This is a genomic window from Amycolatopsis sp. WAC 04182, from assembly GCF_003947465.1.
GTDB lineage: Bacteria > Actinomycetota > Actinomycetes > Mycobacteriales > Pseudonocardiaceae > Amycolatopsis.
Genome location: NZ_QHJJ01000002.1, coordinates 70,472 through 88,114, shown reverse-complemented (window position 1 = coordinate 88,114; position 17,643 = coordinate 70,472). Strand labels below are relative to the sequence as shown.

The following is a 17,643-nucleotide window of genomic DNA, read 5'->3' as shown; positions in this document are numbered from 1 at the left end:
CGCGTGTCGTCCGTCTGATCACGCGCGACCGGGGCACGTGATCAGGCTGCCCGGAACCGGACGTCCAGTACGCCGCGCGGGTCCTCCCGGCCGAGTCCGTGAAGGTGGATCGGCGCCCCGCCGGGGTTGTCGTACAGCCGGATGCCGTCGCCGAGCAGGACCGGCGCGATGTGCAGGTCGATCTCGTCGATCAACCCGAGCGCGAGCAGCTGACGGCCGATGTCCGGCGAGAACACTTCGAGGTTCTTCCCGTTCGCGGCCTCCAGCCCGATCCGGACGGCTTCTTCCACGCCGCAGTTCAAGAACGTCACCCCGTCCGTAGGCGTGGCGTCTTCGGGGTGGTGGGTCAGGACGAACAGTGGCCCTTTCCAGGCGCCGCCGTAGATACCGCTCGGGTCGGGGTAGGCGTCCCAGCCGTCGCGGCCGCCGAGGACGGCGCCGGTGGTCGTGGCGTATTCGTCGATCAGGTCCGGCCGGAAGGTCACGCCGGTCATCCAGTCCATGCCGTGGCCCGGGCCCGCGACGAAGCCGTCGAGGGACATCGTGAAGTGCCACAGCACTTTCCCGTCCGCGGTCTGTGGTGCGAACATCCCGGCCTCCTAGTGCTTGCGTTCTGCAATCGGTTGGTTCACGGTAAAGTGGCCGATGGTGGATTGCAACCACTTCTTGCGGAGGTGAAGGGATGGCGGAACCCGCCCGTTCCGGCTGCCCGATCAACGCCGCGGTCGAGGCGTTCGGCGACAGCTGGAGCCTGCTCGTGCTGAGGGACATCATGTTCGGCACCCGGCGCTACTTCCGGGAGCTGCTCGCCGGGTCCGAAGAGGGGATCGCGTCCAACATCCTGGCCGACCGGTTGAAGAGGCTGGTCAAGGCAGGACTGCTGACCCGCGAGGACGCCGGGCCCGGCAAACGGGCCGCGTACAGCCTGACCGAGGCGTCGATCCAGCTGGTGCCCGTGTTCGCGCACCTCGGTTCCTGGGGTCTCGAGCATCGTCCGACGACCGAGCGCCTGAGGGTTCGGGCCGAACTGCTCGCCGCGGGCGGGCCGGAACTGTGGTCGGAGTTCATGGCGGAACTGCGGGTCGTCCACCTCGGCGAGCCGGCACCGGAGAAGGACGGTCCCGGCGTGCTGCAGCGCCTGGCCGCCGCTTACGAAGCGGCCCTCTGAAGCCCTCCTCACCACGTATCCCGTTGATTGTTCTTCCCGAATCAAGGGTTCCGGTCAACCCGCCCCCGGGATGTAGTAGCCCGCGACGGAGCGACGGGCTGGTGGGGAGAGGGAATGAGCTCAGCGGAGGGTGTTGTCCTGGTGATCGGCTGCGGGATGCGGCCGTACCGGGAGTACCTGTTGGCGTCGGCCGGGCACCGGCATCCCTTGTGGCTGTTCACCGGGACCGAGCCGACCTGGCAGGAGCGCTACATCACCGGCGCGACGGTGCTGGACACGCGGGACCAGGACGCCGTGCTGGCCGCGGCCCGGGCGCTGAACGCGACCACGCCGGTGCTCGGCGTGGTGTCCTGGGACGAGGCGCTGATCGTGGCGGCGGCGCATGTCGCGGACGAACTCGGGGTGCCGGGTGCCGGGATCTCCGCGATCGAAGGCTGCCGTGACAAGTGGTTCAGCCGCCGGACGCTGACCGCGGCCGGCGTCGCACAGCCCGAGTTCGGGTTCGTGCACGACGACGATCAGGCCGTCCGCGTGGCCGAACGGATCGGGTATCCGGTCGTCGTCAAGCCGCGCGGGGGCGGGGCCAGCATCGGCGTCAGCCTCGCGGAAGACGCCGAGGCGGTGCGGAAGGCGTTCCGGACCGCGGAGGACGCCAGCTTCGGCGGCTCCCCGGCCTACAAGGGCGGTGCGCTGGTCGAGGAGTACCTGAGCGGTCCGGAGATCAGCGTCGACGGCGCCGTCGTGGACGGCGAGTACACGCCGATGTTCGTGGCGCACAAGACGGTCGGCATGCATCCGTACTTCGAGGAGCTCGGCCACTTGGTCAGCTCCGCGGACGCACTGCTCGCCGACCCGGCCTTGCGCTCGACGCTGACCCGCGCGCACAGCGCGATCGACTTCCGGTACGGCATCACGCATACCGAGCTCAAGCTCACCGCGCGCGGACCGGTGATCGTGGAGATCAACGGCAGGCTCGGCGGGGACCTGATCCCGTTGCTCGCCAAGTTCGCGACCGGGGTCGACCCGGGCGCGGCCGCGGTCGACGTCGCGCTCGGTATGCGTCCGCACCTGCCGCACGAGGCCGAACCCCGGTGGGTCGGCGTACGGTTCGGCTACCCGAAACAGGACTGCGTCGTCGAGTCCGTGTCCGTCCCGGATTCCCTTCGCGACAACGGGATCCTCGCCGCCGACGTACTCGTCGAGCCGGGTGCGCGGATGCGGCTGCCGCCGGCGGAGTTCATCTCGCGGCACGCGTACGTGATCTGCGCGGGCACCGACCCCGACGACTGCGAAGCGGTGCTGGACAAGGCCATGGCCCAGGTCCGGCTGACCGCGCATCCCCTGTTGCCCTCGGTGGCCGCCGGCGCCTGACCGCGCACCGGCACCGCAGCACAACCTTCCCAGCACTCTCAACGATGGCGGAGCAAACAAATGGCGAACCGTGATGTCGAGCTGCTCGCAGTCGGAGCAGGACCGTCCAACCTGGCGCTCGCAGTGGCTTTGGAAGAGCTCGCGCCCGGCCTGGCCCGCGAATCGGTCCTGCTCGAGCGAGACGAAGAAGTCTCCTGGCAGCGGGGCATGCTCCTGCCGGAGGCGCTGTCGCAGGTCTCGTTCCTCAAGGATCTGGTGACCCTGCGCAACCCGCGCAGCCGCTTCTCGTTCCTGAACTACCTGCACGCCACGAACCGGCTCAACGAATTCGTGAACATGGGCAGTTTCGTCCCGTACCGGGTGGAGCTCGCCGACTATCTCAAGTGGACGGCCGACTCGCTTTCCCTGGTGGACCTGCAGCGCGGCCGCGAATGCCAAGAGATCACTCCCGTGTGGACGGACGGAACGCTCACCGGCTGGGACACCCGGGTCGCCGACGGCGAGGTCATCCGCAGCCGGTACCTGGTGGTCGGTGCCGGCCGGGACGCGCGGATCCCGGACCTGCTCCGGACGGTGAACCAGGATCGCGTCATCCACAGCACGCAGTACCTGCCGAGGATCGCCAAGCTGCGCAAGGACCTTCCGTACCGCGTCGCGGTGATCGGCGCCGGGCAGAGCGCGGCGGAACTGTTCGGCTCGGTGCAGGCAGATCTGCCCGAATGCAAGCCGACGATGGTGATGCGCTCGATCGGCCTGAACTACTACGAGAGCAGCAAGTTCAACAACGAGCTGTTCTTCCCGTCCCATGTGGACAAGTTCTTCGAGGCGCGGCCGGAAGCCCGCGAGCAGATGCTCAAGGAGATGCACCACACGAACTACTCCGGGCTGGCGCCGGGCACGATGGACGCGCTCTATCGCTCCGTCTACCTGGACCGTCTTTCCGGCCGTTCCCGGCTCAAGATGATCACGATGAACGACATCACCGACGCCCGTGACGAGGGCGACGAGATCGTGCTGGAGCTGACCGACCGGCGCACCGGCGAGATCCAGGAACTGCGCACCGATCTCGTGCTGCTCGGCACCGGTTTCTCGCCGGAGATGCCGAGGATGGTCCAGGAGATCGCGAAGTCGATCGGCCTGTCGGAGATCAAGGTGACCCGCGACTACCGGCTGGAGATCGACCAGCCCGCCACCGCGGCAGTGTATCTCCAGGGCGTCAACGAGGCCACGCACGGGATCGCGGACTCGCTGCTGAGCGTCCTCGCCCCGCGCGCCAACGACATCCTGCAGGACATCCTCGCCCATCGTGGCGAAAACCCTTCGGTGCCACCACAGCCGACTTCGGAAACCGCCCCCATCGTCGCCACCCGCTGACCACCGAGAAGAAAGAGAAAGTCATGGAGATCCGTCCGCTTGAGCGGGAAAAGATGGTCTTCGAGAACGGCGCCTACGGCCAGCGGCTCCTGCCGTGGGCGGCACTGAACGCGCCGTTCGAAGGCGCCTGGGTGACGGTGCCGGCGCACGGCGCGACGGGTGCGCATTCCCACCACGAGTACGAGATCTTCATCGCCGTCAACGGCGAAGCGGTCGTCGAGTCCGGGGGAGAGCGCCGCGCCTTCAAACCCGGTGACATCGAGTTCCACCGGCCCGGCACCGAGCACCGGATCCTCAACGACGGTGCGGAGGACTTCGAGATGTACGCGATCTGGTGGGACTCCGACATGACGGCGAAGTTCGCCGCCCGGCACGCAGCGCAGGCGTCCGACCAGGCAGGGGCGTGACCATGGCCGACAAACGACCGGTGGTGATCATCGGCGGTCCGCCGACGTCCAACGGGGATCTGCACGTCGGGCATATCGCCGGCCCGTACCTCGGCGCCGACGTGCACCGGCGATACCTGCGCGCGGCGGGCCGCGAGGCCGTGTTCGCCTCCTGCACCGACGACAGCCAGACCTACCTCGTCACCAGCGCGGCCCGCGTCGGGCTGACGCCGCCCGAACTGGTGAAGCAGTCGACCGAGAACATCCAGCGCACGTTCAAGGCGATGGGTGTCGAGGTGGACGGGTTCTCGCCGACCGACGAAGGCTACAAGGCGCTGGTCTACGACTACGTCAAACGCCTCTACGACAAGGGAAAGCTCCGCCTGCGCAAGGTGCGGCTGCCCTACAGCGAGAGCAAGGGCGAGTTCCTGGTCGAGGGTTTCGTCGGCGGTGGCTGCCCGACGTGCCTCGCCGACAGCCGCGGCGGGTTCTGCGAGGGGTGCGGGCATCCGATCGACTTCGACGCGCTCATCGACCCGTACTCGGTGCTCGATCCGGCCGACGAGGTGACCTACCGCGAAACCGAGATCATGGTCTTCCCGGTGTCGGAGTACCGCGAGCAACTCCTCGCCTACTACGAGGAACGCGGTCCCGCGTGGCGGCCGCACGTGCTCGGGCTGATGCGGGAACTGCTGTCCGGGCCGTTGCCCGACTTCGCGATCACGTACCCGGTGAAATGGGGCCTGCCGGCGCCGTTCCTCCAGACCCCGGGGCAACGGCTCAACGCCTGGGTCGAGGGCATGCCCGCCTCGATGTACTGCACGGAGTACGCGTTGCGGCGTAACGGAAAGCCGAAGGTCGCCGACGACGACGCCTGGCTCGCGGAGAACGACGCGCGGGTCGTGGTGTTCATGGGGTTCGACCCGCTGTTCACCTGGGGTGTCGTCCACGTCGCCGAGCTGATCGCCCTCGAAGGCCGCTACGTCCTCCCGGACACCTTGCTCGTCAACGAGTTCTACGAGCTGGAGAACGAGAAGTTCTCCACCAGCAAGGGACACGTGGTCTGGGCCCGTGACCTGGCGGCCGAGGTGCCCCGCGACATCGCGCGGTTCCACCTCAACCTCACCGCCCCCGAGTTCGCGCGGACCAACTTCTCCCGTGCCGCGCTGGAGAAGGTCGCGGGGGAGCGGCTGGTCACGCCCTGGAACGAACTCGCCGAGACACTGGCGAAACTCACCGCCGAGGTCGGCGGCGAGAACGGCTCGCTCCCGGTGTCGACCGAAGCCACGGAACGCGCGGCGGCGATGGTCTCCCGGTTCGCCTTGAACTACGAACTCGAGGACTTCAGCCTCAGCCGTGCCGCCGATCTGGTGGTGCAGCACGTCGAACGCCTGCGCTCGGCGACGGAACGCACGCTGAAGGGCAACCTCGACCAGGAGATGCTCCGCGCGCGGCTGGGTGACCTGTTCCTCGAACTGCGGGCGCTGATCGGCTGTGCCTCGCCGATCCTGATCGACCTCGCCGAACGTGCCGCCGAAGCGGGCGGATTCGAACCGCGGATCACCCCGGCCGCCTTCGACGTCACGCACACCACGGCCTTCACCGTGCCACCACTGGAATTCCCTCCGACGAGCGAGGTCTGACACCCCATGTCACTCGACAGCACCCTCTCCACCGACGCGGCCCGGAGTTCCCGGCTCGCCGAACGCCTGCTGGTCCCGGCGGGATTCATCACCACGGCGGGCAACGCGTTCCAGATCACCGCCGCCGCGATCCTGGTCTTCCACGCCGAACAGACCACCCTGGCGGTCGGCTGGCTGTTCATCGCGGTGTCCATCCCGCAGGTCGCGCTCGCGGTCATGTTCGGCAAGCTGGTCGACAAGGTCGATCGCCGGATGCTGTGCGTGGCGGCGGACCTGGTGAGCGCGATGACCGCGTTCGCGCTGCCGGTGTGGCTGTGGATCGGCGGTCCGGCGAACCTCGGTTCCTACATAGCGAACTTCATGCTCGCCTGCACCGCGGCGTTGTTCATGCCCGCCAGCAACGGCCTGATCAAGGAACGGATCCGGGACGAGCGGCTCGGGAAGTTCAACTCCCACTTCGAGATGGCGAGCAACTCCGGGATGCTGCTGGCGTCTTCGCTCGCGGGCTTCCTGGTGATCTGGTTCGGCGCGACGCCGCTGTTCGTGTTCAACTCGCTGAGCTTCGTCCTGTCGGCCGTGCTGGTCTACGCGATCGGCCGCAAACCCGCCAAGGCGCCGGTGACCGAGGAGACCACGGCCACCGACCCGTCGGCGCCGGTCGAAGTCCCCGTGCGCCAGCCGATCAAGCGGCTCGCGCTGTTGTACGCCAACGGCAACATCGGCCTGATGGTCGCCAACGTCATCCTGACGACGCTGATCCTGCAGACCTTCGACCAGGGCGCCTGGATGATCGGTGTGGTCGACGCGCTGGCCGGGGTCGGGTTCATCGTCGGCGCCGCCGCGTACGGCAAGGTCAGCAAGCGGTTCAAGGGGATCCATCTGGCCGTGCTCGGCACGCTCGGGAACCTGATCTGCCTCGCGATCCAGCCACTGCACTACATCGCGCTGATGGCGGCGATCCCGTTCGCCGGATTCTGCTTCGCGCAGGGCCGGATCGCCGCCCGCACGCTGCTGATGCGGGCCAGCCCGGAAGACCGCGTCGGCCGGATCTTCGGCGGCACTCAGGCCGTCGGCCTCGGGCTCGGCGTCGGCGCGACGGTCGCGTTGTCCTCACTGGCGGACGCGACGGCGGTGCCCTACGCCTTCTGGGGTTTGGCGATCCTGCAGGGCGCGATCGTGATCGGCACCTACTTCAGTCTGGCGAAACCGCTGTCGGCACAGGAGAAGAAGCAGCCGGCCGAGGTTCTCGAGGCGACCGCCGCCTGAGCGCGGCGACGAGCGGAGGAAACGAAAGTCATGACGGAAAAGCCGATCAAGGGTGGCGTCGCCACCTGGGCCTGCCTGCCCGGGTTCCCGCCCGCGGTGATCTTCCCCTTCACCCCGGGCGAGCGCTTCGGCGTGCGGAGCCTCTACGAGTTCCAGATGCTGATGTACCGGCCGCTCTACTGGCTGGGCCGGGACGGCGCGCCGGAGATCGACTACGACCTCAGCGTCGGCGAGGCGCCGGTGTGGGACGAGACCGGCCGCACCTGCACGGTCCGGATCAAACCGTGGAAGTGGTCCAACGGCGAGACGGTCTGCGCGGACAACGTCATCTTCTGGATGAACATGCTGAAGGTGAAGGGGCCGAGGTTCGGCGCCTACTCCGAGGGCTACTTCCCAGACAATCTGGTGTCGTTCGAAAAGGTCGCGGACGACACAGTGAGCTTCACCTTCGACAAGGCGTACTCGAAGAACTGGGTGCTGCTGAACCAGCTGACCATGATCACGCCGATGCCGAAGGCGTGGGACCGCACCGCGGACGGCCCGGCCGACGCGACACACGACATCGATCAGGCGGAAGCGGTCTACGAGTTCCTGATGGCGGAGAACGGCGACGTCGTCGAGGAGGACAACTCGCACCGCACGCGCTGGGCCGACAGTCCTGTGTGGAGTGTCGTCAACGGGCCGTGGCGGCTCAAGAGCTACACCGAGGAAGGCGTCGTCACCTTCGTCCCGAACGAGCACTACAGCGGGCCCAACCCGCCGCATCTCGACGAGCTGCGCCAGGTGTCGACGACGTCGGACGAGCAGCAGTACGAGCTGCTGCAGTCCGGTGACGTCCAGGTCGGCTTCCTGCCGCCGGGAATGGGTGTCCAGCCGGACGGCGACCCGACGAAGGGCGGGCCCAACCCGCTCGGCGACGGTTTCCAGCTGGAACCGCAGATCCTGTTCAACATCAACTTCATGGCGGTCAACTTCAGCAACCCGACCGTCGCCGGGAACCTGATCAGGCAGCCCTACGTCCGGCAGGCGCTGCAGAGCTGCTTCGACCAGGAGTACGGGGCCCGCGAGGTCTACCAGGGTTACGGCTGGAGCCAGACGGGGTCGATCCCGGTGCTGCCCAAGAGCGACCTCGTGTCGCCGAAGATCGCCGAGCGCGGCGGGTTCTGGCCGTTCGACCTGGAGAAGGCACGGCAGCTGCTCGCCGACAACGGCTGGGACGTCAGCGCTTCGCCCGCGGTGTGCGTCAGGCCAGGCACCGGCCCCGGTGAAGCGGGCGAGGGCATCCCGGCCGGCACGGAGCTGAGTTTTTCCCTGCGCTACTGGGAAGGGCGGCCCTCCCTGGCGCGGCTCATGGCGCAGTTCCGGGACGACGCGGCCAAGGCCGGGATCGAGATCCGCCTCGAAGAGGTGATGGGGTCGGTCCTGGTGGCGGAGGACGGACCTGGTGAGAAGCGGATGTGGCAGCTGTCCTGCTGGGGCGGCGGCTGGGTCTACAACTATCCGACCGGCGAGAACCTGTTCCAGAGCGGCGCCGCCTGCAACTTCAGCAACTACCGGGACGCCAAGGCGGACGAGCTGATCGCGAAGACGGTCACCACCGACTCCCTCGAGGCGCTTTACGAGTACCAGGAGTACATCGCCGACCAGGCCCCGGTGATCTTCATGCCGACGTTCCCGCGGCGGCTGTTCGAGGTCGCGGGCAACCTGCGCGGGTTCTCGCCGATCAACCCGTACGGGCTGATCAACCCGGAGAACTGGTACTACGTGCGGGACGAGTCATGACGCGGCCGGTGGTGCTGGTCGGGTTCGTGGCCGCCGCGCTGGGTTCGTCCATCAAGGACTTCCAGCCCGACGGGTCGGTCATCTTCGTCGAAGAACCCGACGTCATCCGCAAACGCGACGCACGGAAGACGGTGGCCGGTTCGGCGCTGGTGCGCGAGCTGATCGAGTGGGAATTCCACCTGCCCGGCAAGGCGGACGAGTTCTACCACGTCCACCACGACCTCGACCCGGCCGCCGTCGTCCCGCTGACCGAGTACGCGACCCCGTTCGCGGCCCGGCTCGCGGAACGCTACGGCCTGCCGGGCGCGGGGTTCGGCGCGGCGCAGATCCTGCGGGACAAGGCGGTGCTGCGCCTGGTCAGCCGGGCGGCGGGGATCGCGAATCCGGCGTCGGCGCGCGTCGAAAGCCCGGACCAGGTCCGCGAGTTCATGGCGCGGCATCCCGGGAAGACCGTGCTCAAGCCGGCGAACCGGCAGGCGTCGGTCGGGACGCAGGTGCTCACCGATCCGGCGGAAGCCGAGCAGGCGTGGGCGAACTGCGTCGTGCAGGACGAGGGGATCTTCGTCCCGGACCGCGCGATGGAACTGAAGATGCTGGCCGAGAGCTTCGTCGAGGGCGACGAGTACAGCGTCGAGATGCTGTTGCGGGACGGCGAGCCGTTGTTCGCCAACGTCACCGGCAAACGGCTGTTCCCCGGGCCGCGTCCGATCGAGCTCGCGCATATCGTCCCCGCCGACATTTCGGACGAGCTGACCGCGACGCTGACCGTGGAGACCCGCCGGCTCACCGGCGCGGCCGGGTTCCGCACCGGGATCGTCCACTGCGAATGGATCGTCTCGGACGGCGTCCCGTACCTGGTCGAATGCGCCGGCCGGTTCGCGGGCGACGGCATCATCGAGCTGATCCAGCGCGCCTATCCGGTGGAGCTGAACCGCGCCTACTTCTCGGTCATGAAGGACGAGCCGGTCGCGGACGTGTTGCCGCGCAAGGCCGAACGCGGGGCCGCGGTCCGGTTCCTCTCGATCGAACCGGGCCTGATCGAGGACGTGCGCGGCGTGGAAAAGGCGTCGCAGTCCGAAGGCGTGTTCCTGTGCGACGTCGAGGTTTCGGCGGGCGACCGGTTCGACGGGCTGCGCAGTTCGTGGGACCGCGTCGGCGATCTGATGGTGACCGCGGACAGCCCGGCTGAGGCCTCGCGCCTGGCCGAAGAGGCGGTCGCGCTGATCGAGATCGACGTGCGGCCGGACCGAGGAGAGAGGGAGAGCGCCGCACCATGACCATCGAAGCCGTCCAGTCCACGCTCCCGGCCGCCGGTCTCGACGTGCTCGTCACCGGGCTCTCGTCCGACGCGCACACCTGGAACCTGGTGTACCTGGAGCTGCTGCTGGAGGAACTGGGCTGCCGGGTCACCAACCTCGGTGCCTGCGTCCCGGACGCGACGATCGTGCGCGAATGCGTCACCCGGCGGCCGGACCTGCTGGTGATCAGCAGCCTCAACGGGCACGGCCGCCAGGACGGCGTCCGGCTGATGGAAACTTTCCGCGCGCGGGCCGAGCTGGTCACGATGCCGGTCGTCATCGGCGGGAAGCTCGACGTCACGGGCGGAAGCAACGCGGTGCGGCTGCTGGAGGCCGGTTTCGACGCGGTGTTCGAGGACTCCGGCGGGCTGACCCCGTTCCGGACGTTCCTCCGCACCCTGTCGGTGCGCGCCCCTGGTGTCCCACTGGGTGCAGGATGAGCGTGCTCACCCCGCGGCGGGGACATTCGTTCGGTGAGGTGGTCGCGCGCCATCACGCCAGGGGAGACCTGGTCGTCCAGCCCCGGATGGGTTTCGCGGATCCGGGGCGGATGACCAGGGGACTGCTGGCGACCAGGGCGGCGCGGGCCGCGACGGTCGGCACGATCACGATCGACAGCTACACCAGGGTCGGCGACCACGAGGCGGCCCGCGCGGCGCTGGCGGCCGGTGCCGATCTCAACGGGTACCCGCTCGTCGACCACGATCCCGCGACGACGACGGCGTTGCTCGACGGCGTGCTGACCGGGGATTTCCCGGTGCAGGTCCGGCACGGTTCGGCGGATCCCCGCCGGATCGTCCGGTCCCTGCTGGACTTCGGGCTGCACGCGACCGAGGGCGGACCGGTGTCGTACTGCCTGCCGTACAGCCGGATGCCGCTTTCGGCGGCCGTCGACAACTGGCGGCGCTCGTGCGAAACGCTGGCCGAGGCCCGCGGTCCCGAACTGGAGCCGCACTTGGAGACCTTCGGCGGCTGCATGATGGGCCAGCTGTGCCCGCCGGCGCTGCTGGTCGCGCTGAGCGTGCTGGAAGGGATGTTCTTCTGGCGGCATGGGATCCGCTGTCTGTCCTTCAGCTACGCGCAGCAGACGCACGCCGGTCAGGACGAGGAGGCCGTCGCCGCGCTGCAAGCCCTGATCGGGGAATACGTGCCGCACGCGCGGACGCATGTGGTGATCTACGGCTACATGGGCGTCCACCCGAGGACACCGGGCGGCGCGCTGGAGCTGATCGCGGAGTCCGCGCGGCTGGCCGCCCGCACCGGGGCCAGCAGGCTGATCGTCAAGACCACCGCCGAAGCCCACCGGCTGCCGACCGTGGCGGAGAACGTCACCGCGCTGGAACACGCCGCCGAGGCCGCGCGGGGCGTGTCCCGGATCGGCAGGCTCGGCGACACCGGCATTTACGCGCAGGCGAAAGCGTTGGTGGACAACGTTCTTTCGCTCCACACCGACCTCGGGAGGGCGCTGGTGACGGCGTTCGCGCGGGGTCAGCTGGACGTCCCGTTCTGCCTGCACCCGGACAACGCGGGCCGCGCGCGCGGACGGCTGGACGCCGGCGGCCGCCTGGAGTGGCAGCGGATCGGCGCGATGCCGCTGGGCGACCTCGTCGACCTGCCCGCGGAACGGCGGATGACCTCGGGCGATCTGCTGGACGCACTCCGCTACGTCGAGCGGTCGTTCGACGAGAAGTACGGGCTGCCGGGAATCGAGCCCGTGAACCGACTGACACAGGGGAGTAGGACATGACCGCACCATCGGCCGCGGCGCTGCCGCCGGGTACCCGCGAGCATCTGACGTCGCCGGTGACGCAGGCGGCGTTGCGCGTCCAGAACAGCATCACCGCGGGCACCCGCGAGTACCTCGGCATGAACGGGTTCGTCGAACTGCAACCGCCGCTGATCGGGCCGGTCACCGACCCGGGATGCCGCGGGGCCAAGCAGGTCGACGTCGACTACTACGGGCACAAGTACAAGATGATGACCAGCGTCATCCTGTACAAGCAGGCTTCGCTGCTCGCGTTCGACAAGATCTTCTACGTCGCCCCGAACGTGCGGCTGGAGCCGCTGGAGACCTCGACCACCGGACGGCATCTGGTCGAGTTCACCCAGATCGACGTCGAGGTCGCGCGGGCGAGCCGCGAGGAGGTCCTCGACGTCGCTCAGGGTCTCCTCCGGCACGTGGTCGCCCACACCCTGCGAGAGTCCAAAGTGGACCTCGCCACCCTCGGGCGGGATCCGGAAGCGTTCACGGCGCTGCTGGAAGAGGATTTCGAGCGGATGACGCACCGCGAGGCGGTGTCGCGGCTGCAAGGCCTGCAGCACGGGCAGAGCGCCGACGCCGAGATCGACTGGCAGGGCGAGCGGATCATCTCGGAGCAGACGAACCGCCCGTTCTTCATCGTCGACTACCCCAAGGGGTCTCGCGGGTTCACCGACGGCGAGTCCAGCACCGAACCGGGGGTGCTGCGGAACTTCGACCTCATCGCCTCGGACGGGTTCGGCGAACTCTGCAGCGGCGGCGAGCGCACGCACGAGTACCGGCGGCTGATCGAGCGGATGCGGGAGACGGGGGAGAACCCGGCGAAGTACGCCTGGTACCTCGACCTCGCGCGCGAAGGACTGCCGCCGAGCGCGGGCTTCGGGATGGGGCTGGAGCGGGTGACGCGGTACATCGCCGGGCTGGACGCGATCTGGCAGGCGAACGCGTACCCGAAGCTGCCCGGGATCGCGACGCCGTGATCACCGCACGGCAGCTTCCCGAAGACGCGATCCGGGCCAGGGCGCGGGAAGGCAGTGCGGCGATCTTCCCCGACGTCGCGGGATACGGCCGGTCGCTGTTCGGCGCGGACGCCGACCCGGGTATCGACGAACTCGACCGCGCGCGGATCGTGCCGCCGGTGTTCGTCCCGCGGCGCCTGGAGAAGATGTTCGACCTCGCGCGTGAACCGGTGTACGGCGACGTCGGGCTGTCGACCGTCCTCGGCGGCTTCACCGCGCCGTCGCCGGTGTTCCTGTGCGCGTTCGGGTCCACGCAGGTAGCGGGCAGCGGGCTCGGGATCGCCGCGAGCGAGCAGGCCGGCAGGCTCGGGATGCCGATGGTGATCGGCGAGAACGTCGTGCCCATGCACGGATACGGCCGGATGGGCGAAAGCGCTGAAGACGGCCTGCTCGGCCGGATCCGCGCGTACGCCGGTGCCGTGCCGGACGGGCTGGGCGGTGTCGTCGTGCAGCAGAGCACCGAAGACGCCGACGCGGAGGTGTGGAACCTCGTCTACAGCGACCCGTCCGCGACGAAACTGCTGGAGACCGGGCGGCTGGCGTTCGAGCTCAAGGTGGGGCAGGGCGCCAAACCGGGGCTCGGCGGGATGACCGTGCTCTCGCGCACGGCCGCCGGCGAGATCGCGGAACAGTACACAGTGGACGAAGCCTTCGGCAAGGATCAGGCCATGGTGCTGCGGTCCAGCAGTCCCGGCACCTTCACCGGGGAGATCCTGCGCCAGCAGATCCACCTGATGCGCAACAACTACCCGCGGGCGCGCGCCTGGGTGAAACTGCACCCCGGCCGCGACGTCGGCGAGGCGGCGCGGGTCGCGTGGGCGGCGGGAGCGGACGCCGTCACCGTGGACGGTGCCGAGGGCGGCACCGGCTGGGCGCCGTCGGTCTTCCTCGACCAGGTGGGGTTGCCGCTGGTGGAATGCCTGCGCCGGGTCGGCAAACACGACGCGTCGCTGCTGGTGTCGGGACGGATCTGGGAAGGGGCCCGTGCGCTGAAATGCCTGGCGATGGGCGCTTCGGCGGTCGGCCTCGGCCGGGCGGCGCTGCTCGCCGTCGACGAGGACGCGACCGAAGGGCTCGTGCGGCTGGTGCGCTGCCTCGAACTCGAACTGCGGCTGCTCGCCAGCGCGCTCGGGAAGTACGACCTCGCGGATCTCACCTCGGACGACCTCTGGTTCCCGACTCGGACGGAGCAGAACGGATGATCAACTACGACGGGAAACGGTTCCGCAAGGTCAGCACGGATCCGAACGCGCCGGTGACCCTGTACCGGCAGAAGGACGATCTGGTGTGGGCCGAGCTGACCGGCGGCGGTGTGCGGCTCGGGTCGCTCACCGGGAAGTGCGGTGAGGACGGGACGATCGACATGGCTTACACGATGGTGCTGGCCAGTGGTCAGGTGATCGCGGGGCACAGCACGAACACGCCGGAGTTCCTGCCGGACGGGCGGATCCGGCTGAACGAGGTGTGGGAGCGGTACGGGAACCCCGGCTCCCGTGGAACCTCCGCCATCGAAGAGGTGGCCGAGTAGGTCGTTTCGTGCGTGAAGGCCCCCTTCCCTCGGCTCAGCCGAGGGAAGGGGGCCTTCCTGTTCTTGCGGGCTGCGCCCGGCTTGGCCTGCGGCAGGCGTAACTCTCGCACTGGCCGTGTTGCGGCTCCAGACACGCGAGTTACGCCTCCAAGCACGCGTGTTGCGTCTTCGGACACGGCCCTGGGCCGAGGCGGCACCGGATTTCTACCCGCTTTATCGCCCGAGAGGCGAATTCACGCGACCGAAAAGGGTAAGCGAGGGGGCTGAACGGCGCACGCCGAAAGGAGTAGTTCAGCTCGGGTTCTTTTCCAGGTATTCCGTCCATACCTTCTTCGGGACGCACATTCGCCACGAGTCGACGATGAGTTCTCGTAACTCTTCGTAATCGATCGCGGACAGCCGGACGCGGACCCACTGATAGCGCATATCGGACGGAATCGGCATCATGAACTTCTCCGGCTCGCCGGCCACGAGCGCTTCCCGCTCCTCTTTGGGATAGCCGAATCCCATCACGGTTTCGTCCGGCGAGAGCGAAAGGAACACGATTCGCCCCACGCGGAACTTCGCTCGGTCGCGGACCAGCGCTTCATAGGCGCGAGGCAGGTCCGAAACGATCCGTCTGACGTCATCCCCGGTTACCATTTTTCCACCATTCTCCGCTGTCTGTTCCCCAGTCACCCTTGGCGCCCATGGTGAAGGCGACGTAAAGGTATTCGTCGAGGATCTTCGCCAGTGACACGGGCCTGCCCACCAGTGCGGGGATTCCCGTCCCGCCGTCCCCCGTCTCGGCGATCACCGCGGCGGCCCACGCGCGGCCGAGCCGCAGGTGCGCGCCGAACGCGGCGCCGTCACGGGCGCCGTGGAGGGCGGCCGCGATGGCGGCGTCCCACGGCATGATCGTGTTGGGCCGCAACGCATACAGCGCCTTGGCCGCGGCGGTCGGGCCCAGCGTACGCCTCGTCCGTCCCGCTGAGACGACGACACCCGAGAGATCCGCGTAGGCCTTCGCGGCGGTGTCGATCTCCGCGTCGGTCAAGCCGGCCAGATCGGCCGATGGGAGCGTGGTGCCCCAGGTCTCCCACCAGGCCCGGACGCCGTCGTCGAAGGGGGCGGGTTCACCGTCCCGCGGGTACCGGATACGGCATCCCCACGAGTTCAGCCAGCGAAGAAGAATTGTGCGATGCGCGGGCTGTGACAGGTCGATCGCGGACCGCGTTTCCTCAAGGAGCCGAAGCCAAGAGGTGTCCACATTCGCGAAGCCGTTGAACACTTCGGCGGCCCGCCGGAGTTCGGCGAGTGGAGGTAGGGGGTCAGACATGGGCGAACCCTATCCGGTGCCACCAAGGGGGTGAATTTCCGCGTCCGCCTATTGGACTTTGTACATTGAGTCACCTATTTGTATCTGCTGCATGGTTCATTGGTCCTTTAGGGTTGTGGCCAGGAAGGCCACAAGGATGGCGGTCACGCAGCGCGATTGCGTTACCCCATCCAGGGGAGGAGAGGGCATGGGCAGACCCGAGCGACCGTTGGACGGCTCCACTGGTCCGATCGCCGCATTCGCTCACGATCTGCGCGTTTTGAGGAACCGGGCGGGAAACCCGAGTTACCGGGAACTCGCCAGGACCGCACTGTTCGCACCTTCCGTGCTGTCCAGCGCGGCGAGCGGCCACCGCTTGCCGACGCTCGCCGTGACGCTGGCGTTCGTCTCCGCGTGCGGTGGGGACCGTGCGGTGTGGGAACGACGTTGGCGGAGCGTCGCCGGGCAGCCGGGGGCCGGCGCCGAGACACGGGAGGATCGCGCGCCCGCGCCGTCCGACGCTCCGCCGGACGGCGCGCATGCGACGGCAACCGGCGTCCTCCGCCTCGCCCGTCCGGCCCAGCTGCCGATGGCGTCGAGGACTTTCGTCGGCAGGGAAAGGGATCTGGCCGACGCCGCCGAGATGATCGGGGCGAGCGGACCGGTCAAGGTGCCGTTGCTCGTCAGCGGCCCGATCGGGGTGGGGAAGACGGCTTTCGCCTTGCGGCTGGCGGAAGAGGTGGCGGCGGACTTCCCGGACGGGCAGCTGTACGCCGATCTGGGTGACAGCGGCTCCGGCGGCCGGTCGGCCAACGGGATCGTGCGCGGGTTCCTGCGCGCGCTCGGCGTGCCCGCCCATCTGGTGCCCGACGATCCGATGCAGCGGATCGGGCTGTACCGGTCCCTGCTGGCGGAACGCAGATTGTTCGTGCTCCTGACGGGCGTCCGGGACGAGGGGCAGGTGCGGCCGCTGCTGGGCCAGGCCCCGCACAGCCAGGTCGTGGTGACGAGCCGCGCGCGGCTGCTCGGTTTGGAGGACACAAACCGTATCGAGCTCGATACGTTCTCCCGCAAGGAATCGCTGGCCTTGATCGGCCGAATCGCCGGACCGGGCCGGGTGCGGGCGGAGCACGACGCCACCGACACGATCGCCGAACTGTGCGGGGATCTTCCGCTGGCGGTCAACATCGTCGGCCGCAAGATCGCCGCGCGCCCGGAATGGGCGATCGCGTACACCGCGGGCCAGCTCGCCGATCGCGAACGGCTCATGGACAGTCTCTGTGTCGGTGACGTCAACGTGCGCGACCGGTTCTCGGCGGCGTACGAACATCTCTCGCCCACCGAACGGGAGGCCATCCAGCATTTCGGGCAGAGCGGCGCGGGCTGGACGACCTCGATCGGCATCGCCGCCGCGATGGGCATCATGATCGAGACCGCCGACGAACTCCTCGAATCCGTGGTGGACGCCGGACTTCTCCAGCGTGCCAACGTCGCCGGGCGCTACGCGGTGTCCCGGTTGGTCAGCGCGTTCGCCGCCGAACGGCAACGCGAACCGGGCCCGTTCGCCGCCGCCGTCTCGATGGCGGGCCGCCGGACGCGCAAGAACGCGTTCGAATCGCTGCGCCACGAGGCGGTGCGCACCCTGCCGGGCGGCTCGTCCGAAGGTTGATTGTTCTCCCCGCGCGGCGCTTCCGGTCAACGGGCCGCGCGGCTTGAATGAGTCGACGAATGAAGGCGAGCGAAATTCGGTGA

Annotated in this window: 17 protein-coding genes; 14 read left to right on the top strand and 3 right to left on the bottom strand. The window is 68.6% G+C overall.

The window, feature by feature from the left end; translation table 11 throughout:
- Positions 1-41: 41 nt before the first annotated feature.
- The gene (locus DMH01_RS07560; protein WP_125674578.1) at positions 42-590 is read right to left on the bottom strand and encodes a dihydrofolate reductase family protein; all 549 of its coding nucleotides are present in this window, start codon (positions 588-590) and stop codon (positions 42-44) included.
- Between the two features lie 92 nt (positions 591-682).
- Here DMH01_RS07560 and DMH01_RS07555 point away from each other — a divergent pair, with 92 nt between their 5' ends.
- The 13 genes from DMH01_RS07555 to DMH01_RS07495 all read left to right on the top strand — a co-directional run bounded on the left by DMH01_RS07555 (position 683) and on the right by DMH01_RS07495 (position 14,594).
- Positions 683-1,168 carry a helix-turn-helix domain-containing protein gene (locus DMH01_RS07555; protein ID WP_125674576.1) on the top strand — a complete coding sequence of 162 codons (486 nt, stop codon included), beginning with the start codon at positions 683-685 and terminating at the stop codon, positions 1,166-1,168.
- A gap of 114 nt (positions 1,169-1,282) precedes the next feature.
- Positions 1,283-2,539 (top strand): ATP-grasp domain-containing protein, encoded by a 1,257-nt coding sequence (locus DMH01_RS07550; protein WP_125674574.1) that lies wholly within the window; start codon positions 1,283-1,285, stop codon positions 2,537-2,539.
- Between the two features lie 60 nt (positions 2,540-2,599).
- Entirely contained in the window at positions 2,600-3,913 is a 1,314-nt protein-coding gene (locus tag DMH01_RS07545) for a lysine N(6)-hydroxylase/L-ornithine N(5)-oxygenase family protein (RefSeq protein WP_125674572.1), read from the top strand.
- Positions 3,914-3,936: 23 nt separating this feature from the next.
- On the top strand, positions 3,937-4,320 hold the full coding sequence (locus DMH01_RS07540) for a cupin domain-containing protein (protein WP_125674570.1): 384 nt from the start codon (positions 3,937-3,939) through the stop codon (positions 4,318-4,320).
- 2 nt (positions 4,321-4,322) lie between these two features.
- Complete coding sequence (locus tag DMH01_RS07535) at positions 4,323-5,942, top strand: class I tRNA ligase family protein (RefSeq protein ID WP_125674568.1); 1,620 nt, start codon at positions 4,323-4,325, stop codon at positions 5,940-5,942.
- Between the two features lie 6 nt (positions 5,943-5,948).
- Positions 5,949-7,208, top strand: a complete 1,260-nt coding sequence (locus DMH01_RS07530) for an MFS transporter (RefSeq protein WP_125674566.1) — start codon at positions 5,949-5,951, stop codon at positions 7,206-7,208.
- A gap of 30 nt (positions 7,209-7,238) precedes the next feature.
- Positions 7,239-8,990: an ABC transporter substrate-binding protein gene (locus tag DMH01_RS07525; RefSeq protein WP_125674563.1), complete on the top strand. Its 1,752-nt coding sequence runs from the start codon at positions 7,239-7,241 to the stop codon at positions 8,988-8,990.
- On the top strand, positions 8,987-10,267 hold the full coding sequence (locus tag DMH01_RS07520) for an ATP-grasp domain-containing protein (protein WP_125674561.1): 1,281 nt from the start codon (positions 8,987-8,989) through the stop codon (positions 10,265-10,267). The genes DMH01_RS07525 and DMH01_RS07520 overlap by 4 nt, the downstream gene beginning before the upstream one ends.
- Positions 10,264-10,728: a cobalamin B12-binding domain-containing protein gene (locus DMH01_RS07515; protein WP_125674559.1), complete on the top strand. Its 465-nt coding sequence runs from the start codon at positions 10,264-10,266 to the stop codon at positions 10,726-10,728. Before DMH01_RS07520 ends, DMH01_RS07515 begins: the two co-directional genes overlap by 4 nt.
- A complete protein-coding gene (locus DMH01_RS07510; RefSeq protein ID WP_125674557.1) occupies positions 10,725-12,035 on the top strand; it encodes a methylaspartate mutase in 1,311 nt (436 codons plus the stop codon). Before DMH01_RS07515 ends, DMH01_RS07510 begins: the two co-directional genes overlap by 4 nt.
- Entirely contained in the window at positions 12,032-13,027 is a 996-nt protein-coding gene (locus DMH01_RS07505) for an asparagine synthetase A (RefSeq protein WP_125674556.1), read from the top strand. Before DMH01_RS07510 ends, DMH01_RS07505 begins: the two co-directional genes overlap by 4 nt.
- A complete protein-coding gene (locus DMH01_RS07500) occupies positions 13,024-14,268 on the top strand; it encodes a glutamate synthase-related protein (protein ID WP_125674554.1) in 1,245 nt (414 codons plus the stop codon). Before DMH01_RS07505 ends, DMH01_RS07500 begins: the two co-directional genes overlap by 4 nt.
- Positions 14,265-14,594, top strand: a complete 330-nt coding sequence (locus DMH01_RS07495; protein ID WP_034319691.1) for a hypothetical protein — start codon at positions 14,265-14,267, stop codon at positions 14,592-14,594. The genes DMH01_RS07500 and DMH01_RS07495 overlap by 4 nt, the downstream gene beginning before the upstream one ends.
- A gap of 291 nt (positions 14,595-14,885) precedes the next feature.
- On the opposite strand, the gene DMH01_RS07490 is transcribed toward DMH01_RS07495, so the two are convergent.
- Positions 14,886-15,236 carry an MmcQ/YjbR family DNA-binding protein gene (locus DMH01_RS07490; RefSeq protein WP_034319694.1) on the bottom strand — a complete coding sequence of 117 codons (351 nt, stop codon included), beginning with the start codon at positions 15,234-15,236 and terminating at the stop codon, positions 14,886-14,888.
- Positions 15,220-15,912: a hypothetical protein gene (locus tag DMH01_RS07485; protein ID WP_125674552.1), complete on the bottom strand. Its 693-nt coding sequence runs from the start codon at positions 15,910-15,912 to the stop codon at positions 15,220-15,222. The genes DMH01_RS07490 and DMH01_RS07485 overlap by 17 nt, the downstream gene beginning before the upstream one ends.
- Before the next feature lie 187 nt (positions 15,913-16,099).
- Here DMH01_RS07485 and DMH01_RS07480 point away from each other — a divergent pair, with 187 nt between their 5' ends.
- A complete protein-coding gene (locus DMH01_RS07480; protein WP_125674550.1) occupies positions 16,100-17,560 on the top strand; it encodes an NB-ARC domain-containing protein in 1,461 nt (486 codons plus the stop codon).
- The last annotated feature ends 83 nt before the right edge of the window (positions 17,561-17,643 follow it).

Bases quoted from the DNA above. Each gene is read 5' to 3' on its own strand.
- DMH01_RS07505 (WP_125674556.1), top strand. From the start codon at position 12,032: ATGACCGCACCATCGGCCGCGGCGCTGCCGCCGGGTACCCGCGAGCAT.
- DMH01_RS07485 (WP_125674552.1), bottom strand. From the start codon at position 15,912: ATGTCTGACCCCCTACCTCCACTCGCCGAACTCCGGCGGGCCGCCGAA.
- DMH01_RS07540 (WP_125674570.1), top strand. From the start codon at position 3,937: ATGGAGATCCGTCCGCTTGAGCGGGAAAAGATGGTCTTCGAGAACGGC.
- DMH01_RS07560 (WP_125674578.1), bottom strand. From the start codon at position 590: ATGTTCGCACCACAGACCGCGGACGGGAAAGTGCTGTGGCACTTCACG.
- DMH01_RS07545 (WP_125674572.1), top strand. From the start codon at position 2,600: ATGGCGAACCGTGATGTCGAGCTGCTCGCAGTCGGAGCAGGACCGTCC.
- DMH01_RS07550 (WP_125674574.1), top strand. From the start codon at position 1,283: ATGAGCTCAGCGGAGGGTGTTGTCCTGGTGATCGGCTGCGGGATGCGG.
- DMH01_RS07490 (WP_034319694.1), bottom strand. From the start codon at position 15,236: ATGGTAACCGGGGATGACGTCAGACGGATCGTTTCGGACCTGCCTCGC.
- DMH01_RS07495 (WP_034319691.1), top strand. From the start codon at position 14,265: ATGATCAACTACGACGGGAAACGGTTCCGCAAGGTCAGCACGGATCCG.
- DMH01_RS07555 (WP_125674576.1), top strand. From the start codon at position 683: ATGGCGGAACCCGCCCGTTCCGGCTGCCCGATCAACGCCGCGGTCGAG.
- DMH01_RS07510 (WP_125674557.1), top strand. From the start codon at position 10,725: ATGAGCGTGCTCACCCCGCGGCGGGGACATTCGTTCGGTGAGGTGGTC.
- DMH01_RS07535 (WP_125674568.1), top strand. From the start codon at position 4,323: ATGGCCGACAAACGACCGGTGGTGATCATCGGCGGTCCGCCGACGTCC.
- DMH01_RS07530 (WP_125674566.1), top strand. From the start codon at position 5,949: ATGTCACTCGACAGCACCCTCTCCACCGACGCGGCCCGGAGTTCCCGG.
- DMH01_RS07515 (WP_125674559.1), top strand. From the start codon at position 10,264: ATGACCATCGAAGCCGTCCAGTCCACGCTCCCGGCCGCCGGTCTCGAC.
- DMH01_RS07525 (WP_125674563.1), top strand. From the start codon at position 7,239: ATGACGGAAAAGCCGATCAAGGGTGGCGTCGCCACCTGGGCCTGCCTG.
- DMH01_RS07520 (WP_125674561.1), top strand. From the start codon at position 8,987: ATGACGCGGCCGGTGGTGCTGGTCGGGTTCGTGGCCGCCGCGCTGGGT.
- DMH01_RS07480 (WP_125674550.1), top strand. From the start codon at position 16,100: ATGGGCAGACCCGAGCGACCGTTGGACGGCTCCACTGGTCCGATCGCC.